The organism is Solidesulfovibrio sp. DCME (assembly GCF_049995385.1).
Taxonomy (GTDB): domain Bacteria; phylum Desulfobacterota; class Desulfovibrionia; order Desulfovibrionales; family Desulfovibrionaceae; genus Solidesulfovibrio.
In genome coordinates, this window is record NZ_CP188261.1 from 4,480,327 (window position 1) to 4,504,670 (window position 24,344).

29 protein-coding genes are annotated in these 24,344 nt (G+C 67.3%); 11 read left to right on the top strand and 18 right to left on the bottom strand.

Annotation, left to right across the window (positions count from 1 at the left end; translation table 11 throughout):
* Positions 1–39: 39 nt before the first annotated feature.
* Entirely contained in the window at positions 40–579 is a 540-nt protein-coding gene (locus tag ACP59X_RS19835; protein WP_428561830.1) for a hypothetical protein, read from the bottom strand.
* 46 nt (positions 580–625) lie between these two features.
* A complete protein-coding gene (locus tag ACP59X_RS19840; protein ID WP_428561832.1) occupies positions 626–1,075 on the bottom strand; it encodes a hypothetical protein in 450 nt (149 codons plus the stop codon).
* A 397-nt stretch (positions 1,076–1,472) separates the two neighbouring features.
* Here ACP59X_RS19840 and ACP59X_RS19845 point away from each other — a divergent pair, with 397 nt between their 5' ends.
* Positions 1,473–2,684, top strand: coding sequence for a hypothetical protein (locus ACP59X_RS19845; RefSeq protein ID WP_428561834.1), 1,212 nt, complete (start codon positions 1,473–1,475; stop codon positions 2,682–2,684).
* A gap of 22 nt (positions 2,685–2,706) precedes the next feature.
* On the opposite strand, the gene corA is transcribed toward ACP59X_RS19845, so the two are convergent.
* The 7 genes from corA to ACP59X_RS19880 form a co-directional block, all read right to left on the bottom strand.
* Positions 2,707–3,789 carry a magnesium/cobalt transporter CorA gene (gene corA, locus ACP59X_RS19850; RefSeq protein WP_428561836.1) on the bottom strand — a complete coding sequence of 361 codons (1,083 nt, stop codon included), beginning with the start codon at positions 3,787–3,789 and terminating at the stop codon, positions 2,707–2,709.
* A gap of 736 nt (positions 3,790–4,525) precedes the next feature.
* Positions 4,526–4,951 carry a hypothetical protein gene (locus ACP59X_RS19855; protein WP_428561838.1) on the bottom strand — a complete coding sequence of 142 codons (426 nt, stop codon included), beginning with the start codon at positions 4,949–4,951 and terminating at the stop codon, positions 4,526–4,528.
* A 64-nt stretch (positions 4,952–5,015) separates the two neighbouring features.
* On the bottom strand, positions 5,016–5,720 hold the full coding sequence (locus ACP59X_RS19860; RefSeq protein ID WP_428561840.1) for a DVU0298 family protein: 705 nt from the start codon (positions 5,718–5,720) through the stop codon (positions 5,016–5,018).
* A 91-nt stretch (positions 5,721–5,811) separates the two neighbouring features.
* Positions 5,812–6,441, bottom strand: a complete 630-nt coding sequence (locus ACP59X_RS19865; protein WP_428561842.1) for a tetratricopeptide repeat protein — start codon at positions 6,439–6,441, stop codon at positions 5,812–5,814.
* A gap of 17 nt (positions 6,442–6,458) precedes the next feature.
* Positions 6,459–6,818, bottom strand: a complete 360-nt coding sequence (locus tag ACP59X_RS19870; protein ID WP_428561844.1) for a hypothetical protein — start codon at positions 6,816–6,818, stop codon at positions 6,459–6,461.
* 10 nt (positions 6,819–6,828) lie between these two features.
* Positions 6,829–7,656, bottom strand: a complete 828-nt coding sequence (locus ACP59X_RS19875) for a CxxCxxCC domain-containing protein (protein WP_428561846.1) — start codon at positions 7,654–7,656, stop codon at positions 6,829–6,831.
* Positions 7,657–7,772: 116 nt separating this feature from the next.
* Positions 7,773–7,961 (bottom strand): ferredoxin, encoded by a 189-nt coding sequence (locus ACP59X_RS19880; RefSeq protein ID WP_428561848.1) that lies wholly within the window; start codon positions 7,959–7,961, stop codon positions 7,773–7,775.
* A 397-nt stretch (positions 7,962–8,358) separates the two neighbouring features.
* On the opposite strand from ACP59X_RS19880, the gene ACP59X_RS19885 reads away from it, so the two are divergent.
* Positions 8,359–9,309: a glycosyltransferase family 2 protein gene (locus ACP59X_RS19885; RefSeq protein WP_428561850.1), complete on the top strand. Its 951-nt coding sequence runs from the start codon at positions 8,359–8,361 to the stop codon at positions 9,307–9,309.
* Between the two features lie 25 nt (positions 9,310–9,334).
* Here ACP59X_RS19885 and ACP59X_RS19890 read toward each other — a convergent pair whose 3' ends face one another.
* The 4 genes from ACP59X_RS19890 to ACP59X_RS19905 form a co-directional block, all read right to left on the bottom strand.
* Entirely contained in the window at positions 9,335–10,096 is a 762-nt protein-coding gene (locus tag ACP59X_RS19890) for a hypothetical protein (protein WP_428561852.1), read from the bottom strand.
* Between the two features lie 541 nt (positions 10,097–10,637).
* Positions 10,638–11,999, bottom strand: coding sequence for a trypsin-like peptidase domain-containing protein (locus ACP59X_RS19895; RefSeq protein ID WP_428561854.1), 1,362 nt, complete (start codon positions 11,997–11,999; stop codon positions 10,638–10,640).
* A 46-nt stretch (positions 12,000–12,045) separates the two neighbouring features.
* Positions 12,046–12,471: an Hsp20/alpha crystallin family protein gene (locus ACP59X_RS19900; RefSeq protein WP_428561856.1), complete on the bottom strand. Its 426-nt coding sequence runs from the start codon at positions 12,469–12,471 to the stop codon at positions 12,046–12,048.
* Between the two features lie 13 nt (positions 12,472–12,484).
* Positions 12,485–12,688 (bottom strand): Trm112 family protein, encoded by a 204-nt coding sequence (locus ACP59X_RS19905; RefSeq protein WP_323429511.1) that lies wholly within the window; start codon positions 12,686–12,688, stop codon positions 12,485–12,487.
* Between the two features lie 101 nt (positions 12,689–12,789).
* Between ACP59X_RS19905 and ACP59X_RS19910 the strand changes: the two genes are divergently transcribed.
* From ACP59X_RS19910 to motA, 5 genes are all read left to right on the top strand, one after another.
* Positions 12,790–13,686 carry a PHP domain-containing protein gene (locus ACP59X_RS19910; protein ID WP_428561859.1) on the top strand — a complete coding sequence of 299 codons (897 nt, stop codon included), beginning with the start codon at positions 12,790–12,792 and terminating at the stop codon, positions 13,684–13,686.
* A 32-nt stretch (positions 13,687–13,718) separates the two neighbouring features.
* Entirely contained in the window at positions 13,719–14,027 is a 309-nt protein-coding gene (gene rplU / locus ACP59X_RS19915) for a 50S ribosomal protein L21 (RefSeq protein WP_428561861.1), read from the top strand.
* Between the two features lie 27 nt (positions 14,028–14,054).
* Complete coding sequence (gene rpmA / locus ACP59X_RS19920) at positions 14,055–14,342, top strand: 50S ribosomal protein L27 (RefSeq protein WP_428561863.1); 288 nt, start codon at positions 14,055–14,057, stop codon at positions 14,340–14,342.
* 224 nt (positions 14,343–14,566) lie between these two features.
* Positions 14,567–15,589 (top strand): flagellar motor protein MotB, encoded by a 1,023-nt coding sequence (locus ACP59X_RS19925; RefSeq protein WP_428561865.1) that lies wholly within the window; start codon positions 14,567–14,569, stop codon positions 15,587–15,589.
* A gap of 24 nt (positions 15,590–15,613) precedes the next feature.
* Entirely contained in the window at positions 15,614–16,480 is an 867-nt protein-coding gene (gene motA / locus ACP59X_RS19930; protein ID WP_428561867.1) for a flagellar motor stator protein MotA, read from the top strand.
* A 42-nt stretch (positions 16,481–16,522) separates the two neighbouring features.
* Here motA and ACP59X_RS19935 read toward each other — a convergent pair whose 3' ends face one another.
* The 3 genes from ACP59X_RS19935 to surE form a co-directional block, all read right to left on the bottom strand.
* Positions 16,523–17,017 carry a hypothetical protein gene (locus tag ACP59X_RS19935; RefSeq protein WP_428561869.1) on the bottom strand — a complete coding sequence of 165 codons (495 nt, stop codon included), beginning with the start codon at positions 17,015–17,017 and terminating at the stop codon, positions 16,523–16,525.
* A gap of 139 nt (positions 17,018–17,156) precedes the next feature.
* Positions 17,157–18,122, bottom strand: a complete 966-nt coding sequence (locus ACP59X_RS19940) for a diguanylate cyclase (protein ID WP_428561871.1) — start codon at positions 18,120–18,122, stop codon at positions 17,157–17,159.
* 173 nt (positions 18,123–18,295) lie between these two features.
* Positions 18,296–19,063, bottom strand: coding sequence for a 5'/3'-nucleotidase SurE (gene surE / locus ACP59X_RS19945; protein ID WP_428561873.1), 768 nt, complete (start codon positions 19,061–19,063; stop codon positions 18,296–18,298).
* A 125-nt stretch (positions 19,064–19,188) separates the two neighbouring features.
* On the opposite strand from surE, the gene ACP59X_RS19950 reads away from it, so the two are divergent.
* Positions 19,189–20,217: a 3'-5' exoribonuclease YhaM family protein gene (locus ACP59X_RS19950; protein WP_428561875.1), complete on the top strand. Its 1,029-nt coding sequence runs from the start codon at positions 19,189–19,191 to the stop codon at positions 20,215–20,217.
* Positions 20,193–20,828, top strand: coding sequence for a dTMP kinase (gene tmk, locus ACP59X_RS19955; protein ID WP_428561877.1), 636 nt, complete (start codon positions 20,193–20,195; stop codon positions 20,826–20,828). Before ACP59X_RS19950 ends, tmk begins: the two co-directional genes overlap by 25 nt.
* Before the next feature lie 606 nt (positions 20,829–21,434).
* Here tmk and ACP59X_RS19960 read toward each other — a convergent pair.
* Positions 21,435–22,157 carry a Crp/Fnr family transcriptional regulator gene (locus ACP59X_RS19960; RefSeq protein WP_428561879.1) on the bottom strand — a complete coding sequence of 241 codons (723 nt, stop codon included), beginning with the start codon at positions 22,155–22,157 and terminating at the stop codon, positions 21,435–21,437.
* 88 nt (positions 22,158–22,245) lie between these two features.
* Between ACP59X_RS19960 and ACP59X_RS19965 the strand changes: the two genes are divergently transcribed.
* Together ACP59X_RS19965 and ACP59X_RS19970 are read left to right on the top strand one after the other, a co-directional pair.
* Entirely contained in the window at positions 22,246–22,875 is a 630-nt protein-coding gene (locus tag ACP59X_RS19965; protein ID WP_428561881.1) for a 4Fe-4S dicluster domain-containing protein, read from the top strand.
* Positions 22,872–24,182, top strand: a complete 1,311-nt coding sequence (locus ACP59X_RS19970; protein ID WP_428561883.1) for a 4Fe-4S binding protein — start codon at positions 22,872–22,874, stop codon at positions 24,180–24,182. The genes ACP59X_RS19965 and ACP59X_RS19970 overlap by 4 nt, the downstream gene beginning before the upstream one ends.
* Before the next feature lie 6 nt (positions 24,183–24,188).
* On the opposite strand, the gene ACP59X_RS19975 is transcribed toward ACP59X_RS19970, so the two are convergent.
* Positions 24,189–24,338, bottom strand: coding sequence for a hypothetical protein (locus ACP59X_RS19975; RefSeq protein ID WP_428561885.1), 150 nt, complete (start codon positions 24,336–24,338; stop codon positions 24,189–24,191).
* Positions 24,339–24,344 lie beyond the last annotated feature (6 nt).

A 24,344-nucleotide genomic window follows, 5' to 3' on the forward strand; every position in this document is an offset into this window, starting at 1 on the left:
GTGGCGGGAGCGAACCCCCATCTCCACCCCGGAGGGCGCTCAATCCAGCCTGGAAACCATCAGCACCTGGTGCCAATACAGGTCATCGCCGGAAGGAAGCATCCGGGTAGTATTGATATTACCCTGCAAGACGTAAGGCGTCCTCTTCATGACGAAAACAAGTTCGAAAATTTGGTTACTTCCCATCAGGTCATTGCCCAGCCAGACAGAGGCGCCAAATGTCCCGTCACTCGAAACGCTGCATTCCGGTTGAATGGCATATACCTGATCTTGCTGGCTTTTTTGCAGGATATACAGATGCATGCCATTTCTTAATTCTTCAGGAACCTCTTGATAATTCACTATTCTCCCCAAGAGTTGCACGGGAAGCGGCTTGGAGAATGTCAACAGGGGCTCTGTCCTCGTCGCTTCCGGGCTTGTCTGGGTTATTTCAATATGCATGGCCCTATTGGCGCCCGGGCTATTTCCAGCCTGCTGCGCCTGCGCCAGCGAATGGCACCAGCACCATCCGCACACAACGGCTGCCATCGTCAACAACACTCTCCGACATCCCCCGGACATTCTTCCCTGCTTGTGCATGGCTCTCTCCTCACCCAGGCCACGGTCCTGGCTACAAATCATCCGACTACGGTTTGACCGGATGAAACCCGGCGCCTTTGTCTGCTTGCGGCTTTGCGTCCGGCTGTGCTTCTTTCAGGCGGTCCTCGTTTCGCGTCTGCATTTTTGTACACAGCGCCGCGAGTTGGACATGAATCTGCTCGAGCAGGACACGAATGTTTTTATTTCTCTCCGAGACCATATCATCCCTAGAAGCCTCGGACACATTCATATACGGACTGTCAATCACACCTTTCAAATTTTCGGCCATCTCCCTGCTGGCGCAGACATGAGAAGCAATCTCCTCATCCCTGTACGACTCTATATCTTTGACAGTTTGACGTCCAACATAGGATTGCCAGAATATTACAGCCAATGTCAGGAGCACTGAAAAGAAACAAGACAGATAGAATTGAAACCAGGAAGGATCTTTGCTCGTTGAAGCATTGTCCAGGCATGTTTTTTGCGCAATATTCATGGACATATTTCCATACCTTCTCTACATCGAGCGATAAATAATGTAGACGTAAATTATTTTTATGAAATCCATCACTCGTCGGCCGCAACCAGCTCGAAATATGGACATGCCAACCGACAACAATACCAGTTACCTCATAGCTTCCTCCCATATCATCGACGCGCCTACTCATTCATGTCGCGTGCCACGCGTGCCACGTCATAACATGTCGATCATAAATCATGACGTCTCCCCCATGCCGTGCTCCAACGGAGATTACGACAAGCTCCCCAGGTATACCTGTCAATACATATAGACTAGTCGAATAGATACTGCAAGACTTGCTGCAGTCGCCGGCAAGCTTTTTTTCCTTTGCCAACAAGTCGATTTTCCTGTGAAATACCTGACGAGTCGCCCCATGAGACACCGCTTTCCCGTCCGGGCCGTACCCATGCCCCTGGAGGACTTCTCCGCCCTGGTGCGCGAGACGGCCGTTTTGCGCCGTCAAGCGGCCGGCGCCATCCTGGCCGGCCGGCCCGTGCCTCCCGGCCTCGCCGCCGACCTGGGCCGGGTCCGCGACGCCCTGGACGCGGCCATCGAACGCGACGAGCGCCTGGTCCTGGAACTCGGCGACGAACAGCTGCTCCACCTGGAAATGGACGAAGAACGCGCCCAACTGGAAAACGACATCGTCTATCTGGAGGAAGGCCGCGAAGCCCTGCTCAAACACTTGGCCAAGCGCCATCACGGCTTTCGCGATGCCGTGCGCCGGGCCTTGCGGGAACTGGCGCCGCCGAGCGTGAACCTGCTCGTGTGCCAGGCCGGGGCGCTTTTCCGGGCGCCGGGGCAACGCCGGCTCACGGCCGTGCAGCCGGCCTGGAACGCCGTGGCCTTGGGCCGGTTCGCCGCCGCCCGGGCCAAACGGCCCGTGCTGTGGTCGGCCGGGCCCCTGTCCGGGCCGGGGCTGGCCGACCTGTGCGCCGTACCGCCCCAGGAGTTCACCCTGGCCGCCTCCATGGGCCGCCAGATCGTCGACACTACGGGCCGCGAAAGCGCCTGGCCCCTGCCCCTGGCCCAGGCCAGCCTGCTCGAATCCATCAACGCCCGGCTGGCCATGCTGCTGGCCGAACCGGACTGGCGGGGTTTTGCCTACGTGGGGTCGGGATTGCAGTTTCGGCGCGGCGAGACCGTCATCGCCCGCCAGGACGGCCGCGACAGCCTGGACGAGGACGCCTCCCTGGCCCTTCTGGAACACGTCCACGACATCGTGGACGCCGTGGACCCCGAACGCGACCACTTCCGCGTCGAGGACGACGGCCGCGACGTGACCGTGAGCCCCACGGCCCCGGGCGGCGAAACAAGCTGGGCCTTCAGCCCGGACGAGGGCCTGCGCGCCCTGGCCGACAGCCTGGCCTGCGACCTGGGCCAAGGGCCGCACCTGGCCTGCTGCGGCGGCCCGGCCGGCCTCGAACTCCTGGAGGCCCTGGTCGCCCACACCCGCGACGTGCGCTGCCTTTTCGTCACCGACCGGGAGGAACTCGGCCGCAAGGCCAGGGAGCTGTGCCCCACCACCACCGTGGTCGCCCACCCCGACATCGCCGCCGCCATTTTCTCCGCCGCCGCGCCCTGACCACTTGCCGGCCGGGCCGGGCTCATTCCACCTTGGTGTTGGCGATCCAGTGCTTGCGGTAGAAATAGAGTGTCATGCCGATGATGGTCAGGGCCATGAAACCCATCAGGCCGTAAATGCCCCACTCCTCGGATTTGAGTGGCAGGTTGTCGAAATTCATGCCGAAAAAGCCGACCAGGAAATTGAGCGGCAAAAAGATCGTGGCCACCAGCGTCAGGTACTGGCCCACGGCGTTCATGCGCAACTCGGCCTTGGTCATTGACAGCCCGACCATTTCCGAAAGCATCTCGCGCAAGGTCTCCACCGCGTCGAGCACCTGGTAGACGTCCTGGCGGATGTCGTTCCACAAAAAAGCCGCCCCCGGGTCGGCCGTATTGGACTCGTCGGCCAGATAGCGGCCCAGCACCTCCCGCAACGGCCAAAGCGACCGGTGCAAAAAAAGCACCTCCCGCTTGAGCCTATAGGTTTCGGTCAGGGTGTCGCCATCCACACCGGACAGAACGGCCTGTTCCAGTTCCTCGATGTCCTCGGCCAGCCGGCCCAGGGTCAAAATGTACTCGTCGAGCACGGCCGCGATCAGGGCATGGGTCAAATGCTCGCGCCCCCGCTTCGTCAGCCGGCCGCCACCCTTCTCCAGCTTGGCCGCCAGGGCGTCCCACAGGTTGGCCTCGCGCTCCTGGAACGTCAGCGCATAGCCGTCCGAGGCCACCAGGCAAACCTGCTCGGCCAGCACCCGCTTGTGCGCCTCGTCATACCCCAACAGCCGCAACAAAACGAAGATGCCGGAGTCGTATTCCTCCAGCACCGGCCGATGCCCCCGGGCCAGCACGTCGTCCATAAGCAGCGGATGCAGGCCGAAGCGCTTGCCCACGGCCCGCACAAAGGCCTCGTCATGCACGCCCACCACCCGCACCCAGTTGACCTTGCCCGGGGCCAACTCGGGGTCGCCCTCGCCGAGCGTGTCGTAGCGGCGCACGGTCACGGCGGTGGCGTCGTAGGAATAGACCAGCACATACGGGGCAAAGGACTGCGGCCCGGGAAAGGCGGATTCGCCCACGGCGGCCTGGCCGGCCCCGCGCGCCCGCCGCTTGAATCGCTCCAGCATGCTCGGCTCCTCGATGGTCGTCTCGGCGGCCCGTGGCAGCCTGATACGGACGCTTTAGACGCATCGGCCGTCGCCCGGCAAGCTGCGCCTGGGCCTCGACCCATCTGGGCTTTGCCCCGGGTCCCACCAGGGCTTTGCCTTGGACGAATCGGGGCTTTGCCCCGGACCCCATCGGGGGGCGTCACGCCCCCCGAACCCCCCGATCGGCTGCGGCGGGCGGAAGGGGCTGCGGTCACCGGGAGGCTTGGCGGGAGCGGCGCGAAGATGCGAGGCCGGGATTTGGCCTTTCGATGCCGTCGCTGCGCTCCTGGCTCGAAAGGCCAAATCCCGGCCTCGCCCAGCCGTCGGCCCTGCGGGCCGAGGGGTGTGGATTTTTTTGCTTTGAAAGCCTCTTAAAGGCCTTTTTCTTCACATGCGGCGCTTCGCCGCTGGCGCCCGTGGTCGCGGAAATGGGCCTGCCGTGCTGGCCGGCCTTGCGGCCAGTGTCGGCAGGCCCATTTCCGCGACCACAACGGCCGACGCCCCGCCGCCCGACGTTCCCGACCGTTTCCCCACCCGCCCCGCCGGGGAGGTCCAGGAGGGGATCATCCCCTCCTGGCCGCCGGAGGCATTCGTCCCCGCCATCCCTTCCTTGCCCTTCCCACCATTCCCGCGCGCCATAAAAAAGGGCGCGACCGGGGGAAGCCGCGCCCAACCATGAGGAGAGGGACAATAAACGGGGGGAACGATGGGAATATCAATCGCCGTTTCGCATGTTCTTGGCCACGGCCTTGATTTCTTCGCGGCGCCGTTCGCGGTAGGCCCGAATTTTTTCCATTTTGTCGGGCGGCAGAATGGCGGCGAGTTTGACGTCGGTTTCCTTGGTCACGGCACGCATATCCTCGCGCAGGGCGAGCATACCGGCCAGGCCGGGGTTGGCGGCCAGTCGGGCCCGGGCGATTTCCTGGCGCTTGCGGGTTTGTTCGACGAGGATGGGCCGCACGGCGGCGAGTTCCTCGGGCGAGAGGGTGACCTGTCCGGACAGGCCGCGCAGGAATTGGTCGGCCAGGGTTTCGGGCGACGTGGTCAGTTGGGGCGGCAATTCGGCGGCCCGGCCGGCGGCGGCGGCCAGGGCCAGCACGGCCAGCACGAGCAGCGCGGTGACGATCGGTTTGTTACGCAAAGCGAACCTCCGAGGGGACGGCGTCCCCGTTCTGGGGAGGAGGTCGCGAGAAGGATCGGGCCGGTTACAGGCCCCCGCGGCAGGCGTCCAAGGCCTGTTTGGCCATGTGGGCGACGGTTGCGGCTTCAAGCCGCCAGCCGTCGTACCATTGGAAGGGCTCCGTATCGGCGGCCAGGCGCGAGAGGGCGTCGAGCAGGGTGCGCGCGGGCTGCGGCCGCATCCGCGCCACGGCTAGGCAGGCCAGGCCTCGGGCGGTGGGGTCGCAGTCGGCCAGGGCCGCCGTAAGTTCGGGCAGGGCCGGCTGGCACAGCTGCGGGGCGGCCTCGGCCAGGCGGGCGATGGCCCACCAGGCGCCGCGCCGCAGGGGCGGGTGATCGATGAAGGTGCAATCGCCGGGCAGGTCCTGGACGTAGGAAAGCAGGATGCGGTGGTAGTCGCGGGCAAGCACCGGGCAGCAGGCCAGCGTCTCGCCCATGCATTCGGGGATGCCCCAGGCGATGTTGCCCGACTCCTCGTTGACGCGCCACATGAGGTTGCGCCAGACGTCGCGGGCGTCTTCCGGGCGGGCGGCGACGATGTCGGCCATGGCCGCGCCGAAGGCCGTGACGGCCCGCCAGCGCACAAACGGCTCCTTGTCCAGGAGCAACGAGAAAAGCGGCCCCAGCCGCGTCTTGGCCGGGATCGCCGACAGCGTTGCCAGGGCGGCCGCCCGGTCGTCCCCGGCAAGCGCCTGCCGCATCTCCCCGAGCAATTGCCTGCGTGACGGCATAATAAACCCTCTCCCCTTGCGAGGGGGCCCGGGGGGCATCATGCCCCCCGGCGGGGCCTGGGCAGCGCCCCAGTCTTCCTCTTCCCCGCCCCTACTTGGCCAGGCCGGCCTCGATTTCCTGGACCAGGCCGGGATGGGGCTCGAAGCCGGTGGCCCGGGCGCGGTCCACGAATTCCTTGGCCTTGGGGAAATCGCCGCGGTCCAGGGCGACCAGGGCCAGGGTGTTGATGGCCGGGCCGAAATTGGGCTCGACCTCCAGGGCCTTGGTGCTGTGGAACTCCGCGCCGTCCACGTCGCCCTTCATATAGAGCGCGTTGCCAAGCGTGGCCAGGGCCTGGACGTATTTGGGGTCGATCTTGACGGCCCGGCGCAGGGCCTTCTCGGCCTTGTCCACCTCGCCGCGCTGGAGGTGCACGAAGCCGATGTTGCCAAACGGCACGGCAAAAAGGGGCCGAGCCCGGCTGGCCTTCTCGTTCCACTCCAGGCAGCCGTCGAGGTTGCCCTTGTTCATGGCCAGGCCGCCGAGCTGCACGTAGGCCTCGGCCAGGCTCGGCGAACATTCCACGGCGGACAAAAATTCCGCCTCGGCCTCGATAAGCCGGCCCTTGGCCACGTAGGCCGTGCCCAGGTTGTAGTGGGACACGCCGCAGCCGGGATTTTGCGACAGGCGCTTTTTGAGTTCGGCGATGAATTCGTCAGGGGTCTGCGCGGTGTATTCCATGAATGATCCTTCGGGTCTTATTTGGACGGCCCCAGCTCGGCGGCGATGCCTTCCCGGGACAGCAGGTCCTTGTACCATTTGCAAAAGGCGTACATGCCCCGGTGGCGCTCCGAGCCGCTCATGACGCCCATGCACAGCTCCCAGGCGCCCTTGGCGAACTCCTCGGAGGCGCCGGGGGTGGCGGCCAGGAATTCCGTCACCAGTTGCTGGCCGGTGCGCCGCGAGGCGTCCTCGCGCATGTCCAGCGGGTCGTTGGGTTCCTGGAAGGGATCCCAGGCGTCGTAGCCGATCTTGTCGATGAACCGCCGGCGGCGGGGCTTGAGCTTGTCGTAGATGGCGCGCTTGAGCGTCGCCAGTTCCTCCGGGGAATGGGCCACGCACGCCTCCTTACTTGTCTTCGCCTTGGGGCGGGCCGTCGGGGCCGGGCAGGACCCAGGTGGTCTGGCCGCCGGAGCAGGAGGCGCAGGCATCGGAGCCGGCCGATTCGCCGCACGAGCCGCAGGACGCGCCCAGGGGCGCCGCCGGCGGCGCGGGGGGCTCGGGCAGCCGCACCAGGTCGTCCTCGGTGAAGATGCCCAGGTATTCGTCGTCGTACTCGGTGATCAGCGCCAGGGAGACCGGGACCAGCATCTCGCCCATCAGCGGCAGCTTGGTCGGCAGCGCGGCCACGACTTCCTGGGACAGCTCCATGAGCCGGTCCTGGAGCTTTTCGATCTTGACCGTGGGGTAGCGCCCGCCGGGCGCAAAGCCGGTGTTGCCGCAGGTGTGGGCGGCGCCGCCGATCTCCAGGGGCACGCCGTAGAGGCGGCAGGTGACGGGGCGGAAAGCGTAGAGGATGCAGCGGTCGTCGTCGCCCAGAAGCGGGCAGCGGATGCGCTCGCGGGCCAGGTCGGCCAGGATTTCGCTGGTCGGCACGCCCTGCTCGCCGGCCCGGAAGGCCTTGCGCTTGAGCTTGTAGTGCTCGCGGTCGGCCGTATTGGCCCTCTCCAGGATGGCGTCACGCTCGGGGCCCGGGGGAAAGGCCTGGTTGAATCGGTGATTGAGGTAGAGCGCTTCGATGAAGCTCAAATCGAACAGGGCGTGGCAGCAGTCGCTGCAGCCCTCGCCGCAGGTGACCAGGCCCGGGCAGGCGGCCGCGACCTTGGCGAAAGCGGCGTCAGCCTCGGCGGCGATGGCCTCGTAGCGGGCAAAGGCAGGGGAAAAATCCAGGGGCATCGGGCACTCCGCGTTCGCCCCGGCCAGCCCGCGCGCGGCGGCGGCCCGGGACGGAGACGGCAGCGGGAGCGGACGGTGCCCGCCCGCTCCCGCTGCCGGTTAATCTTTTGCAATCCTTACTCTTCTTCGACGATGATGGCATCCTGATCGCAGACTTCGACGCAGGATTCGCAGCCCAGGCATTCTTCCATGTGCACGGCCACGGCCTTGCCGCCCTGCAACGCATAGACTTCCACCGGGCACACATCCACGCATTCGCCGTCACCGATGCACTTCTGGCTGTCGACAATGACTTTGTATCCCATGAAATCCCTCCGCGACTCAAGCGGCCGGAGCAATTTTAGAAAAGCATTCCAATGCGTTACCCAACGCAGGCAATCATGGCTCCGACGGCATACGCTGCCTTAGCCTCGGTGTGCCCCCGTGTCAAGGGAACGCTCCCGCCCGGTGGAGGGCTCTCCAGCCCAAGCCACCGCGTCGGCCCGGTTCGTGACGGTCGGGCGGCACTTTTTTTTCGTTTTCCGAAGCCCCGTTTATTGCCATGTAACCGGGAGCAATGGGCAGCGTCGCTGCATCCCCTTATAAAAAATGATATTTTTTTTGAAATCCAGGGCTAAAGATCCTGGTGGGCTTTGCCGAAAAGGGTGATGTAGGCGTGATCTAACCTTTTAACGCAGGGATGCCTGAAAGCCAGGGACGGCCATGGGCAAGCTCACCTATTTACGCCCGCGTCGCGGCGACATCCGGCCGGTTCTGCTGCTGCTTACCTCGCACAGGCTCGACTGTTTCCTCATCTGCATACGCTGCCTGGAGCGTTTCACGGATTTTTCACGCCTCAAGCACGTCTATGTCGTGGCCAACGCCTTAAGCCCCGAACACCTGGCCATGGCCAGGCGCTTCGTCTCCCGGCACGACAACGCCAGCCTGGTCGAGCGCGGCCCCCGGGGGCTGGTGCCGGCCGTGCACGCCGCCCAAAACGAAATCCTGGCCAACCACCTTGAAGACGTCATCATCAAGATCGACGAGGACCTTTTCGTCACGCCGCACTGGCTGGAGCACCTCGTCGACGGCTACATCGACCACGCCGACCGCCCCGACGTGCCGCTGGTCATGCCGCTGGTGCCCGTGAGCCCCCCGGGCCGCCACGTGCTCAACCGCTTCCTGCGCGTGTCCTACCCGTCCGAGCGCCACATGTACTGCGGGCCGCCCATCGAAGAGAACTGGGTCTACCACCGCTGGATGTGGGAGAAGATCCTGCACGAGAACCTGGCCGAGGTGTACCTGCGCGACGCGCCGGCCAAGTACGGCTACGTCGGCTACCTGACCATCAACTGCGTGATCTTCGACGGCCGGCTCATGCGCCGGGTACTGCCCTTCCCCACCACCCCGACGGCCGGCCAGCCGACCACGGATGAAAAGGCCATCAACCTGGCCCTGGCCACGGACCACATGAAGGTGGCCGTGCTGGGCCGAAGCCTCGCCCACCATTACAGCTTTTCCAAGTGCGAGGACTACCTGCGCTCCCACGTACCCCTGGAGGCGGTGTGGCGCTACATGCAGGGCATCGCCGAAGCGCCGTTGGCAGCCGGCCGCCGTTGCCGCGCCCCGGTCGGCGGGGCGACGGAATTGACGCTGTTGCGGGCCGGCACCTGAGCCGCCCGGCCCTTCCGGGGGCCGGCTACGGACCCGACTCCTGCAACAGCAGGATCACCGGGCTCAGCGGGACCGCCTGGACGGTTCGCTGCACCCCGACGATGGTCGCCTCGTAAGAATACCCCTTGTACGCCCAGGTTTCATGGACGATCTCGCCTTCCGGCGGATCGTCCACGTAGGTGTAACTGGCGTATTCGGTGCCCGCATACCGTGTGCCCTCGTCCATCCTGGCCGTGAAAAACGTCTGGAGATAGGCCACGACGTTGTCCGGCCTGGTTTCCGGGACATCGAATATTTCCGTATCCATGAACTTGTTTTCGTGGGTGTACGTCCAGGACGTGATGCAGGCCTGGTGCGGACAGGTCGGATAGGTGGTGTAGCGGAAATATTTGTCCTTGGCGTTGCGCTCTATGGTCACCTGGGAGCCGGGTATGATGGTGGCGTACAAGTCGTCGTTCTGACTGCGCGCGGCACCGAGCATGGAACCGGGAACGGCAGGCAGTTGCAGGCCCGGATTGAAGCTTTCGCCGAGACCGGAGAAGCAGTGGATGTCGGCGGTCTGGTCCGTCATGTTGGCGGCGCACAGTTGGAGAGTCTGGCGGTAGTCGGCGATCGCCGGGTCGGTGATGTCCGCCTGGTTCAACTCGCTGATTTTCGTATAGTGGTAATTGACCGTCAAGACGAGGCAATCGGCCAGCACGGCCGACGGCGCGGCAAGCGCAAGCCAAATACCCGCCGCGGCAAGCCACTTGCCGGGCCTTTTCGGCAAACCCTCGGACAGGAGCATGACGTTCCTCCTTTCCGGCTCCGGATCTCCCCGGCGCACGTCCCCGCAACCGGAAACGGTTCGCCCAGGCAGAACGGACATCCTGCGCATGACGTACAAAGCATAATACACTTTTTGACGACACACAACCGTGCCTCACGGCCACAACCACGCGAAAAAGCATGTCCACGTCGAGAGCCTGCAATCGTCCCGTGCGCATTCGTATCGCGATGCCCGGCAAACGCCAGCCAAACAATAACCGAAAATCCAAAACAAAGTCAGGCATATTCGAAATCAAGACCCAACAAGACCTGGATTGCAAGGCAAGACAACGGCATCCCGGTGAACCACAGGAGCGACGCGGCACAAGACCCAACACCCTGCGCTCGTTCGCAAGAAGCCTTACGCACGAGCAGCAGGCAAAGTCACGCTGCCGTATTCGGAGAAACTTGCGGGCACACCGCAGGCGCTGTGCGTCGGCCAGGACGGCCTGTCCCACAGGAAACGCCCGGCCGACCCGCGCGGGCCGGCCGGGCGTGGCAAGCAAACGGCCGGTTCGGCCTCAGTCCACGGCCATGCGGGCGTAGTAGCCCCGGCCGCCCCGCTCGATCATGACCAGCACCGTGCGGTGCATGCGGCTTAAGTACACGGCCCGGGTGAATTCCTTCTGGCCGGCGAGCTTCTCGCCGCCGATCTGGACCAGCACGTCGCCGGCCTTGAGCCCGAGCCGGGCCGCCGGCGAATTGGGCACCACCCCGGCCACGGTCACGCCGCCCCGGGAAAAGGCCACGCTGACCCCCCAGCGCCGGCCGGCCACCTCGGCCGCCTCGCGGTCGCCGAAGGCCGTCGGCACGGCGGAAAGCCGCTCCTCGGCCTTGCCCCGGCGGATGACCAGGGGGATGGGCTCGCCCACGGTCGAGGTGCGCAGCACGCCCAGATACTGGTCCTTGTCGTCGAGGTCCGTGCCGCCGGCCGCAAGGAGCAGGTCCCCGGGCCGCAGCCCGGCCCGCTCGGCCGCCGAACCCGGCGCCACCTCGGTCACCAGCACCCCGCGCGGCCGGTCCAGCCCGAAATAGCGGGCCGCCCGCGCGTCCACGTCCTGGCCGGAAAGCCCCAGCCAGGCCGGGGTCACCCCGCCGCCGCCGACGATCTGCGCCACCACCCGGCGGGCCTTGTTGACGGGAATGGCGAAGCCGATGCCCTGCGCCTCGGCCCGGATGGCCATGTTGATGCCGATGACCTCGCCGGCCAGGTTGACCAGCGGCCCGCCGCTGTTGCCGGGGTTGATGGCCGCGTCGGTCTGGACCAGGTCGGCATAGGCGCCGCCCTCGTGCTTGAGGGACCGGCCCACGGCCGAGACCACGCCGGTGGTCACGGTGTTGGTGTAGCCGAAGGGGTTGCCGATGGCGATGACGGTCTCGCCGATCATGATGTTGCCGGAATCGCCCATGGCCGCCTGGGGCAGGGCCTTGCCGCCGCTGTCCAGGCGCAGCACGGCCAGGTCGAAGTCCGGGTCCGAGCCGACCAGGCTGGCTTCGAGTTCCCGGCCGTCCAGGAGCCGGGCCGTGATGGAGGTGCCGCCGGCGATGACGTGGGCGTTGGTGAGCACCAGGCCCTTTTGGCCGTCGATGATGACGCCCGAGCCCAGGCTCTCCTGGGTCTCGCGCCGGGGCTCGACGGAACCGGGGCCAAAGCCCGGGCCGAAGAACTGGCGGAAGAACTCGTCGTCGAAAAAGGGCCCCCGGCCGGCCCGGCGGTCCACGGTGCGGGCCGAGGTGATGTTGACCACGGCCGGGGCCACGGCCCGCACGGCCGCAACCACCGGTGTGGTGCGGGCCTCGCGGCCGGCGGCGGACAGGGCCGCCGACGGCAGGCAACACAGCACGAGCCAAAACAAAAGCAAGCACGGGCCAAGACGTCGCATGGCACGCCTCCTGACTGGGGATGAGAAAACGGGGCCGGACGGCCCGTCAACTGATGGGGATGCGGCGGCGCAGGCGTTCGGGCCGGACCTTGGGCACGACGACCACGAGCAGGCCGTCCTTCATCACGGCCGTGATCTCGGACCGGGACACGCCCTTGGGCAGGTCGAAACGCCGGGCAAAGGGGCCGTGGGAACGCTCCAGGGCCTGGTAGACGCCGCCGGGCTCCTTGACCAGGCGGCGCACCCCGGACACCACGAGCACCCGGCCCTGGGCCTCCAGGTGGACATCCTCCCGGGCCACGCCGGGCAGTTCCAGGGTCAGGCGGAAATCCTCCGCCGTCTCCAGGACATCGGCCACCGGCTGCCAGGCATAGCCGGCCTCGAAGGCCCGGTCCGTTTCGGTCAGCAGGTGCTCGGCCTCCTGGGCCAGATCCGAGAGCGCCATCCACGGCGTCCAATGCAGCTTGGCCATGCGGCCTCCTTGGCTAGTCCTTGACCGAGCGCTTGCCGGCTTCCCAGTCGGCGGCCGGCACGGCCTCTTCCACGAGCATGATGGGGATGTCCTCGCGCACGGGGTAGACCACGCCGCAGGCCGGGCAGGCCAGGCCCTCGCCGGCGGCCGGCGGGGTCAGTTCGCCCTTGCATTTGGGACAGGCCAGAATGGCGAGCAGATCGGGATGGATGGTCACGGCCGGACTCCTTTTTGGCAATGTGGGCCAGTGATAGCCAAATCGCCGGCCGCGCGCAACGGCCGTTCGACAACTCCCCGGCACCGCGCTAGGGTGGCCCCATGGCGCTTATCGACCTGCACACGCACACCACGGCTTCCGACGGCAGCCTCTCCCCGGCCGATCTCGTGGCCCTGGCCGCGCGCAAGGGCCTGGCCGCCGTGGCCATCACCGACCACGACACCCTGGCCGGCCTGCCCGAGGCCCGGGCCGCCGGCGAGGCCCACGGCCTCGACGTGGTGGCCGGGGTGGAACTGTCCGTGGCCGACGGCGACCGGGGCGTGCATCTGCTCGGGCTGTTTCTGCCCGACCGGGAAGGCCCCCTGGCCGACGCCCTGGCCTATCTCCGGGAACGCCGCCACAACCGCAACCGGCTGATCCTCGACAAGCTGCGGGAGCTTGGCGTGCCTGTGGAATATAAGGCCGTCACCGCCCTTGCCAAGGGGGCGGTGGGCCGGCCGCACATCGCCCAGGCCCTTTTGGACATGGGCGTGGTCACGAGCTTCAAGGAGGCCTTCGGCCGCTACCTCGGCGCCCACGGCCGGGCCTACGTGCCCAAGGACAAGCTGCCCCTGGCCCGGGCCGTGGAACTCATCCACGCCGAGGGCGGGCTGGCGAGCCTGGCCCATCCCTACATGCTGGGCCTGGCCGGTCCGGCCCTGGCCGAGGCCGTGGGCCGCTACCGCGACGCCGGCCTCGACGCCATCGAGGCCCTGTATACCGAACACTCCCAGGCCCAGACCCTGGAATACCTGGCCCTGTCCCGGCGGTTCGGCCTGGCCGTGTCCGGCGGCTCGGACTTCCACGGCGCGGCCAAGCCCGACGTGGACATCGGCCGGGGGCGCGGCAACCTGCGGGTGGATATCAGCGTGCTCGACGTGCTGCGGGCCAGGCGGGCCAAGCGGCTGCGGGCCGGGGACGGCGAAAAAGGGCTTGACCCGGCCGACGCGCCGGTGTAAGTGACGCCTCTTCCCTATCGGAGGTCAAACCCATGTACGCAATCGTTTTGGCTGGCGGCAAGCAATACAAGGTCCAGGAAGGGGCCACCATCACCGTGGACCTTCTCTCCGCCGAAGCCGGCGCGGCATACGTCATCGACAAGGTGCTGCTCGTGGGCGGCCCCGAGGTCAAGGTGGGCGCGCCTTACGTCCCCGGCGCCACCGTGACCTGCGAAGTGGCCGGACACGTCAAGGGCGAGAAGATCGTGGTCTTTCACAAGCGCCGGCGGCAGGATTCGCACAAAAAGCAGGGCCATCGCCAGAGCTACACCCAGCTCAAGGTCACCTCGATCCAGGCCTAGCCACATTTTTCCCGAAGGAGTCCCGACATGGCACATAAAAAAGCAGGCGGCAGCTCCAGAAACGGCCGCGACAGCGCCGGGCAACGGCGTGGCGTCAAACGTTTCGGCGGGCAGGCCGTCCTGGCCGGCAACATCCTCGTGCGCCAGCTCGGCACCAAGTTCCACCCCGGCGAGGGCGTGGGCATGGGCCGCGACTACACGCTGTTCGCCCTGGTCGACGGCGTGGTGAAATTCGAGAAGTACCTGCGCAACAAGAAGGTCAAGACCCGCGTCCTGGTCCTGCCGACCGCGGCCGGTTCCGACACCACCCAGTAGCGCCGGGCCGGCGGCCTTCCCCCGGGGACGGCGCCAGCCATGCCAGCTTTCGCGCGGGCGGAGGGTTTTCCCTTCGCCCTTTTCGTGCTGGCCTGGGCAGGCCTGGCCACAAGAGCCTTCCCCCCTGTTGCCCTTTGCCGTATCCATGCGTAACTTCCGCAAAACACGCCCGTCCACCCTAAGGGCGGCCGCAGTGCGGCCGATAGGGACAAGGCGGAGGACGCATGGCCGAGCAGGGGCATAAAGCCAACATCATCATCAAGCGGGTCAAAAAGGTCGCCGGCGGCGCCCACGGCGGCTCGTGGAAGGTCGCCTACGCCGACCTGGTCACGGCCATGATGGCCTTTTTCCTGCTGATGTGGCTTCTCAACATGACCCCCCAGGAAAAAAAGGAACAGCTCGCCTCCTATTTCAACGACTTCAGCCTGTTCCAAAACCCCGGCCCCTCGGCGAACATCCTCGACAGCGGCGGCCTCGGCCCGCCCGGGGCCATCGTCGGCAGCCAGGACGAACGCCCCGACGTGGCCATCGACCGGGGCGGCAAGCAGCCCACCGGCGGCCAGGGCCAGGGCACCGGCCAACTCGACGGCGGCCGGTCGCCCGAGGCCAAGGCCGCGGCCCAGGCCGCGGCGAAGGCCCAGGCGGCCGCCGAAGCGCAGGCCAAGGCCCTGGAACAGCAGGTCGAATCCGCCCTGGAAAAGGCCGTGCCCGAACTGGCCGGCCAGGTATCCGTCAGCCGGGAAAAGGACCGGGTGCGCATCGAGATCATGGACAAGTCCGACCGGCCGCTGTTCGACCTCGGCGGCGTGACCCCCACCCCCGACGCCCAGCGCATCCTGGCCGCCGTCACCGACGTCATCCGCAAGGAAGGGGTCAAAGTGGCCATCGAGGGCCACACCGACGCCTACCGCTATTCCGGCACCTACACCAACTGGGACCTTTCGGCCGGCCGGGCCCTCGCGGCCCGGCGGCTGATGATCCAGCAGGGCCTTTCCCCGGACCAAGTGGCCGCGGTGACGGGGTTCGCCGACACCCGGCCCTACGTGGCCGGCAACGTCTACGACCCGCGCAACCGCCGCATCAGCCTGCTGCTCTACCGCCCGGCCAAGGCCGGGGAAAAGCCGGCCGACGTCGGCGGTACGGGCGGCGCGCCCGGCCTGGCCGCGCCCAAGACACCGGAAGTGGGCGACGTGCTGGAGCAGCAGATCAACAACCTCTACGACAAGTCGACCGAGGGCCAGTTCTAGGCCCGGCGACGCTATGGCGAGGCTATGTTTGCGATAATCGGCATGCTCATCGTCATCGGCTGCATCCTGGCCGGCTTCATTCTGGAAAAGGGGAACTTCGACCTGCTCATTTCGGCCGCCCCCCCGGAAATGCTCATGATCCTCGGCGGCGCGCTGGGCCAGCTGGTCATCAGCGCGCCCAAGGACGTGCTCGGCGCCACCTTCAAGGGCGCCCTGTCGATCTTCGGCGGCATGCTCACCAGCAAGGCCTATTACCTGGAGCTTTTGACCACGCTGTCGGGCCTGTACATGAAGATCCGCCGCGAGGGGCTGGTGGCTATCGAAAAGGACGTGGAGCGGCCGGCCGAAAGCCCGATTTTCAGCAACTTCGCGAAAAACAAGAAAAACCACGAGGTGCTGAACTTCATCTGCGACACCATGCGCATTTTCTCCACGGTCAACATCGAGGCCCACGAGTTCGAATCCATCATGGAGGCGGACATCGAGGCCACGGTGCACGAGGCCCTGGTGCCGGCCCACGCCATCTCCAAGACCTCCGACGCCCTGCCCGGCCTGGGCATCGTCGCCTGCGTGCTCGGCGTCGTCCTGACCATGGGCAAGATCAACGAGCCGGCCGAGGTGCTCGGCCACAGCATCGGCGCGGCCCTGGTCGGCACGTTCCTGGGCGTCTTGGCCGCCTACGGCTTCGTGGCGCCGATTGCCACCAACATCGAGCACCGGGCCAAGGAGACGGAATCCATCCTGCTCGTGGCCAAGGCCTCGCTGACGGCCTTTGTCGGCGGCAACCCGCCGCCCGTGGCCTTGGAGGCCGGCCGCCGGGCCATCCCCATCCACAAGCGGCCCAGCTTCGAGGAACTCGAACAGGCCATCAAGGCCAGCAAGGGCAAGTAGGCGCGCCCCCGGGCGGTCACGGGCGGGGGCTGGTCAAAGCAATCAGGAGGACGGCCCCGGACCCTTTTCCAGATAGCCCGGCAGGCGCAAATCGGCGCAGGGAATGGGGCACGCCCCGGCCACCAGGGCGGCCACCACACCGGCGTCCAGCGTATATTCCTCGTAATACCCGGCCGCGTCGTAGGCTTGGGCCATGGCCGACAGGAATTCCACCGCCCCCTCGGGCGACACGGTCAGGTCGAGCAGCAAAAAGCTCCTGGCCGCCAGGGCCAGGCCCGGTTCGGGCGCCGGGCAGCCGGAAGATGCCCCGGCCGGATCGTATTCCGCCGCCAGGCGGGCCACGGTGCGGCCCCGGCCGTCCACGAACGACTCCCAGGTGACGGACTTAAGCCCCGGGGTCCGGGCCACGAGCTGGCCGAGCGGCAGCCCGGACGCGCCCATGGGCCGCCAGTTGCGGGCGGCCACCTGCTCCCGGGGCGCGAAACAGCCGGCAAGGAAAAACACAACCAGGCAAACGGCCAACGGCATCCGCCCCATACGCCCTCCTCGTGGGCAACAAGCAACAATGGATATCGGACGCGATACCGGCCCGCAACATGGCCCCATCCCCCAAGGGAGAGGTCCAGGAGAGGCCTCGCCTCTCCTGGCCGCCGGAGGCTTTTCCCCATCGACCGTATCAGGCGGCCGGGCGGACCTCGACGCGGTTGCGGCCGGCGCTTTTGGCCTGGTAGAGGGCGGCATCCGAGGCGGCGAGCAGGGCCTCGGGCTCGATGTCCATGTTGGGCACCACGCCGGAAATGCCGATGGAGACCGTGACTACGTCGGCCACGTTGGAGCTGGCGTGCTCGATGCCGGCCCCGCGCAGATTGGAGCGGATAAGCCCGGCGATGGACAGCGCCCCGGCCAGGTCCGTGCAGGGCAGCAGGGCCACGAACTCCTCGCCGCCGTAGCGGGCCACGAAATCCCCGGGCCGCTTGAGGGCGGCCACGATGCACTCGGCCACCTGGCGCAGGCACAAATCGCCTTGCAGGTGCCCGTAGGTGTCGTTGTAGTCCTTGAAGCAGTCGATATCGATCATCAGGGCCGAAAGGGCCGTGCCCTCGCGGCGCGAGCGCAGCCATTCCTTGCGGAAGACGTCCTCGAAGCAGCGCCGGTTGGGCACGCCGGTCAGGCCGTCCTGGTTGGAGAGCTGTTCGAACTTGCGCGTGAGCGCCTCGAGCTCCCGTTCCCGGGCCTTGCGCTGGTCCATCTCTTCCTTGAGCTTAAGCGCCGAGCGGACCCGGGCCCGCAACTCCATGCTGTTGACCGGCTTGGCCAGGAAATCCATGGCCCCGGCCTCGAAGGCGCGCTCGAGGCTCGCGGCGTCGTCTTTGACCGTGACGATGATGATGGGAATGTCGCGCAGCCGGGGATCGGCCTTGATCAGCCGCGTGGCGTCGATGCCGTCCATGTCCGGCATGACCACGTCCATGAGCACCAGGTCCACGTCCGGCACGTCATACTTGCGGCAGCGCTCGTCGAGCAGGGCCAGCGCCTCCCCGGCCGATCCGGCGCGCAAAGGCTCCACGTAGCCGGCCCCCTTGAGAATGGTGGACAGCAGCAAACGCGAAGAGTCGGAATCGTCCACGATCAGGATGTTCATGCCGATCCTGGTGCAGCTTCCTTGACCACCCTTGACCGGCGCGCCGGCGGCATACCCACCGCCTGTCCCTTCGCATTCCCACGCGCCGCAATCGCCGACAAACGGTCCGATCTGGCCGGAAGCAATAGCCATTGCCGGTTGCATCATGCCTCAATACGCGAAAAAAGCAACCGTCAGCCGCACACCCGGGCCCCCAGCCGCCCGGACAGCCGGTCCATGGTCTCGCGGTCCGTGAAATCGAAACGAAGCGGCGTCAACGTGATGTGGCCCTCGGTCAGCATGGCCCGGTCCGTCTGCGGCGCCAGCGTCTCGGGGGGGATGACGCCGGTGAGCCAATAGTAGTTGCGCCCGCGCGGGTCCTGGCGGGTGACGTACCAGTCGTCGTAGACGGCCGGCGTCGGCGGGCACAGGCACAAGCCCTTGGCCCGGGCCAGGGGAATGCCCGGGAAATTGAGGTTGAGCACGCAACGCGGCGGCGCCGCCTCAAAGGGCCGGGAGGCGATGAAATCGGCCACGTAGGCGCCCTGGTCGGTGAGGTCCGTGGGGGTAAAATCGTCGCAGGAAACGGCCAGGGCCGGATAGCCCATCAGCGCCCCTTCGGTGGCGGCGGAAACCGTGCCCGAATAGAGGATGTCCACGCCCACGTTGGCCCCGGCGTTGATGCCGGACACGACCAGGTCGGGCTTGGTGTCGCACAGGGTGGTCAGGGCGAGCTTGACGCAGTCGGCGGGCGTGCCGGACACCCCCAGGCCCCGAAACCCGTTCTCCGTGAATTCCTTGACCCGAAGCGGCATGGCGATGGTGATGGCATGGCCCACGGCCGACTGCTCGGACAGCGGCGCCGCCACCAGCACGTCGTGCCCGGCGGCCACCAGGCCCTTGTACAAATCGCGGATGCCCACGGCATGAATGCCATCGTCGTTTGTCAACAGGATGCGCATGCTCTCTCCCCGCAAGTCCCGGTCGAGGACTATGCCCGAGGTTGCGGCCATGTCAAGGCTGCGGCATTGACAACCGCCCCGGCCGCGGGCACCTTCCTGTTTCCTCTAACCACGGTGAAGCCCTCGTGACCGCGAAAACACAATTCGTCAAAGACCTCGTGCCGGGACAGCCCGCCGCCGACGTGTTCTGCCTCGGCGCGGCCAGGCTGGCCCAGGCCAAAAACGGCCCCTTCTGGACACTGGTCCTCGAGGACGCCTCCGGCCAGATCGAAGCCAAGATCTGGAGCCCGGCCGCCCGCGAGTACGCCGAGCTGTCCCCGGGCCAGTTCGTTTTCGTCGAGGGGCAGGTCGGCGCCTACCGCGACAAGCCGCAGGTCAACATCGAACGGCTGCGGGTGCTCCCGCCGGAAACCTATACCCCGGACCTGTCGCAGTTCGTGCCCACCAGCGCCGAGCCGCCCGAGGCGCTCCTGGAACAGCTCACCGAGCTTTGCCGCGCGGAAATCTCCCACGCCCCCTGGCGCAAGTTCTGCGCCAAGGTGCTGGCCCATCCCGACTTCCACAGCCGGCTCCTCGAAGCACCGGGCGCGAAAAACGTCCACCACGCCTACCGGGGCGGCCTGCTTGAACATACCCTGTCCGTGGCCCGGCTGGTGCTGGCCATCTGCGAGCGCTACCCCCACCTCGACCGCGACACGGTCCTGGCCGCCGCCGTCTGCCACGACCTGGGCAAGGCCTGGGAACTGACCGCCGGCCCGGCCCGGGACTACACCGACGCCGGCCGGCTGCTCGGCCACATCGTCATCACCCTGGAACTGGTGGAGCCGCTGCTCAAAAAAGCCGGCATCGACCCCGAACTGGGCCTGCACTTCAAGCATATCCTGCTGGCCCACCACGGCGAATACGAATTCGGCTCGCCGCGCCGGCCCAAGACCGCCGAAGCCTTCGTGCTGCACTTCGCGGACAACATCGACGCCAAGCTCAACCAGATCGAGGCGGCCTTCGACTCCGACGAACCCGGCCAATGGTCCCCCTTCGCCCGCACCCTGGACCGCTACCTCTACAACCCCAAGCGCACCCCACGGGAACTCCCGGAAAAAACCCCCAAGCCCCGGGAAAAGGACGCGCAGTGCTTATTACCTTTGAAGGCGTAGAGGGGTCCGGCAAAACCACCCAGATCACCCGGCTCACCCAGCGCCTGGAAGCCTCGGGCCACACCGTCTGCGTCACCCGCCAGCCCGGCGGCTGCGAGCTGGGCCTGACCCTGCGGGCCATCCTGCTGTCCACCAAGACCAAAAACCTCGACAGCCGGGCCGAACTCTTCCTCTATCTGGCCGACCGGGCCCAACACGTGGCCGAAATCATCCGCCCGGCCCAGCAGCGCGGCCACATCGTCATCTGCGACCGCTTCGCCGACTCCACCGTGGCCTACCAGGGCTACGGCCGGGGCCTGGACGTCAGCCTGCTCAACAGCCTCAACGACGTGGCCGTGGCCGGCGCCTGGCCGCAACGCACCATCCTCCTCGACCTCGACCCCGAACAAGGCCTGCGCCGCGCCCTGGCCCGCAACATCGAAAACGGCTCCGCCGTCAACGAAGGGCGCTTCGAAGCCGAACACCTCGAATTCCACCGCCGCGTGCGCCAAGGCTACCTCGCCCTGGCCACCCTGCACCCCCACCGCTTCGCCGTCATCGACGCCAGCCGCGACGTGGACCACGTCGCCCAAGACGTCTGGCAAGCCGTGGCCGAGCGCCTGGACGGGTAGGCAGCCCAGCAAGGACACCCCCGACCGGGGAAGGCGTCCCCCCTCCCTACTGGGCGTTGCCCCAGGCCCCACCAGGGCTTTGCCCTGGACCCATCGGGGCTTTGCCCCGAACCCCATCGGGGGGCGTCACGCCCCCCGAGCCCCCCGGTCGGCTGTGGCGGGCGGACAAGGCGTCGGTCACCGGGAGGGCATGGCGCACGCGGCACGAAGATGCGAGGCCGGAATTTCGCCTTTCGATGCCGTCGCTGCGCTCCCGGCTCGAAAGGCGAAATTCCGGCCTCGCCCAGCCGTCGGCCCTGCGGGCCGAGGGGGGTGGATTTTATTGCTTTGGAAGCCTCTTCAAAGGCAGTCAAAGAATCTTCATATACCGCGTTTCGCCAAGAATGGGATCTCGTCGCCAGGAATCGGCGCAAGTCGAAGAATTTTATTTCTCCATGCGGCGCTTCGCCGCTGGCGCCCGTGGTGCCGGAAAGGGGCCTGCCGTGCTGGCCGGCCTTGCGGCCAGCACGGCAGGCCCCTTTCCGGCACCACCACGACCGACGCCCCGCCGCCCACCATTCCCGACCGCTCCCCCACCCGCCCCGTCGAGGAGGGTCCGGGAGGGGGTCACCCCCTCCCGGCCGCCGGAGGCATTCTTCCCTCCAAGCCGCCCTCCAGGCCGGACATCCCGGCCTGGGCCTCCAACCGGGCGACGTCCAGTATCTCCAGGCTGCTGCCGGAAAGTGCGATGAGCCCGTCGTCGCCAAACCGGCGCAGCACGCGGGAGAGGGTTTCGGGGATGGTGCCGAGGTAGGCGGCGAGCTGTCCCTTGGGCAGGTCCAGGGTCAGGCGGTCTTTCTTGCTTTGGGCCCGCAGCAGCAGCAGGTGGGCGGCCAGGCGGGCCGGCACTTCGCGAAGGCTCAGGTCCTCGATTTTCTTGACGAGTTGCCGCAGGCGGATGGAGAGCAGGCCCAGCATGTTCATGGCCAGGTCGGGTTCGGTGGCGATGAGGCGGCGGAAGCGTTCGCGCGGGAAGAACAGGTATTGGCCGTCCTCCATGGCCTGGGCGCTGGCCGGGTAGACGCCGCCGGAAAAGACGGCCACTTCGGCGAAGACCTCGCCCGGCCCGAAGACGTGGATGATATGCTCCTTGCCGGAAAGCGACGTCTGGTAGATGCGCACCTTGCCCGAGGCCACGGAGAAAAAGCCCTGGGCCGGCTGGCCGGCGAAGAAGATATCCTCACCTTTGGCAAAGCGGCGCACCTCGGCCACGCCGGCCAGGGAGGCCTGTTCGCGCTCACCGAGCCCGGAAAACAGCTTGATGTCGGCCACGGCCTGGGTCTTGTCCATGTTCGCGTTCCGTTTTGACGTAAGTCAAAGCCCCGTCATACGGCTTGGGGCAGGATGTGGCCGCAAGCCGAGTCCGCAAGGAGCCGTTATGTCGTCGGATGCGTGTATACTGGAAACCTGCCGGGGCGTGAAGCCGGGCGGGTGCCGTTTCGGCCTGCCGCTTCCCGGGGGATTCGCCGGGGAGTTGGAGGCTCTTGCGGGGACGGCGCTGCCCGTGGCCCTGGCCGAGCTGGGGCGGCCGCTTCGCCATCACGAGCGGTTACGCCTGAGCCTGTGCGCCTGCCCCAACGGCTGCGTGAGGCCGCATGTGGCCGACGTGGGGCTGCTCGCGGCCCGGGACGTGGCCATCGACGCCGCGGCCTGCGCCGGCTGCGGGGCCTGCCGGGACGTGTGCCCGGACGGGGCCATTGCCCTGGACGATGGCGTTGCGGCCCTGGACGACTCACGCTGTCTGGGCTGCGGCCAATGCCTGGCGGTTTGCCCGGCCGGGGCCATCGCGGCGGGGCCGACGCGGTTTCGCGCCCTTATCGGCGGCCGCCTGGGCCGGCGGCCACGGCTCGGGCAGGAACTGGGCCGGCGACTGGACGGGCAGGCGGCCCTGGGGCTCGTCGCACGCTGCCTGGCCGCCCATGGCGCGCAGGCACGCCCGAGCCGGCGCTTCGGCGACATCATCTTTCCGGCCGGCCAACCCGGCCTGCCGGCCTGGATCTGGCCATGAACATCCTCGGGGTTTCCGCCCTCGTCCTGGGGCTGGCCGTCTTCGCCGCCCATGCCTTGCGCCTGGGCGAGGCCGGCCTTTGCGAGGCCGTGCTTTCGCTTTTGGGGTTGCTTGTTTCGCGGCGGCGTTTCGCGCCGTATATCCTTGGCCCGGCCGTGCTGCTGGCCGGGTTGCTGCTGGCCGGCGCGGCCAGGGATTTCATCGGCTTCCGGCTGGCCACCGGCCTGCCCTGGCTGCGGCTGGCCTCCATCATGGCCGGCGTGGTGGCGGTGTGCCTTGGCGGCGGGCTGTGGGCATTGTCGGTGCGGGCGGCGGGCTTTTTCGGCCGGGGCGGCGACAGGCCCGTGCCCCAGGCGGCGGCCTTTTGGCTCGCGGCCGGGCTGCTCTCCGTCGCCCGGGCCAAAGTGGCCTTCCCGATCCTTTTGGCCGATCGGTTTTTCCCGGGCTGGGGGTGGCTGGAAATCGCGCTGCTCGGTTTTTACGCCGCCTGGCTGGTCGGCCGAATGCTGGCCGCGCCGCGCTGGGGCGTGGTGCGCTCGCGCTACTGGGCCGCTTTTTCCCTGGTCTTTTTCGCCCAGCTCGGCCTGGGGCTGGCTGGGGCGACCGTGTTTCTCATGACCGGCGCCCTGCATCTGCCCGTGCCGGCGCTGATCGTCGCCGGCCCGCTCTACCGGGGCGAGGGGCTCTTCATGCCCATCCTCTATCTCTCCACGCTGCTGCTGGTCGGGCCGGGCTGGTGTTCGCACCTGTGCTACATCGGCGCGGCCGACGACGCCTGCGCCAGGCTCGGGCGCAAGGTGCCCAGGCGCCTGTGGCGGGGCCTGCCCTTTCTGCGGGCGGCGACCCTGGCCCTGGCCGTGGGGCTGGCCCTGGGGCTGCGCCTGGCCGGGGTCGGCACCGAGGCGGCGGCGTGGTGGGCGGCCCTTTTCGGGATCGTCGGCCTGGGCGTCATGGCCACGGCCTCGCGCCGCACCGGGGTCATGGTCCACTGCGCGGCCTACTGCCCCATCGGGCTCGTGGGCAACGTGCTGGGCCGGCTTTCGCCCTGGCGGGTGCGGATGGGGCCGGGCTGCGACGCCTGCGGCCGGTGCGCGACGGCCTGCCGCTACCTGGCGCTGACGCCGCAAGACCTGGCCAGGGGCCGGCCGGGGCTTTCCTGCACGCTATGCGGCGACTGCGTCGGCGCCTGCGGCAAGGGGGTGATGGGCTACCGTTTCCCGGGCCTCTCCCCCGAGACGGCGCGAAGGGCCTACTGCACGCTGGTGGTGGCCCTGCACGCCGTCTTTCTGGGCGTGGCGCGCATCTAAAACCCCTCAGCTTTCCTTGGGGGCCTTGGCCAGCGAGGCCTGGTAGCGCTTCCAGCCCGGGCACCAGCCCGTGTGCCAGCGCCAGAGCCTGGCCAAAAACGATTGCGGTTTTTTCTCGGCCAGTCGCCGCAGCGGACACTTTTCACAGGCATGCATGGCAAA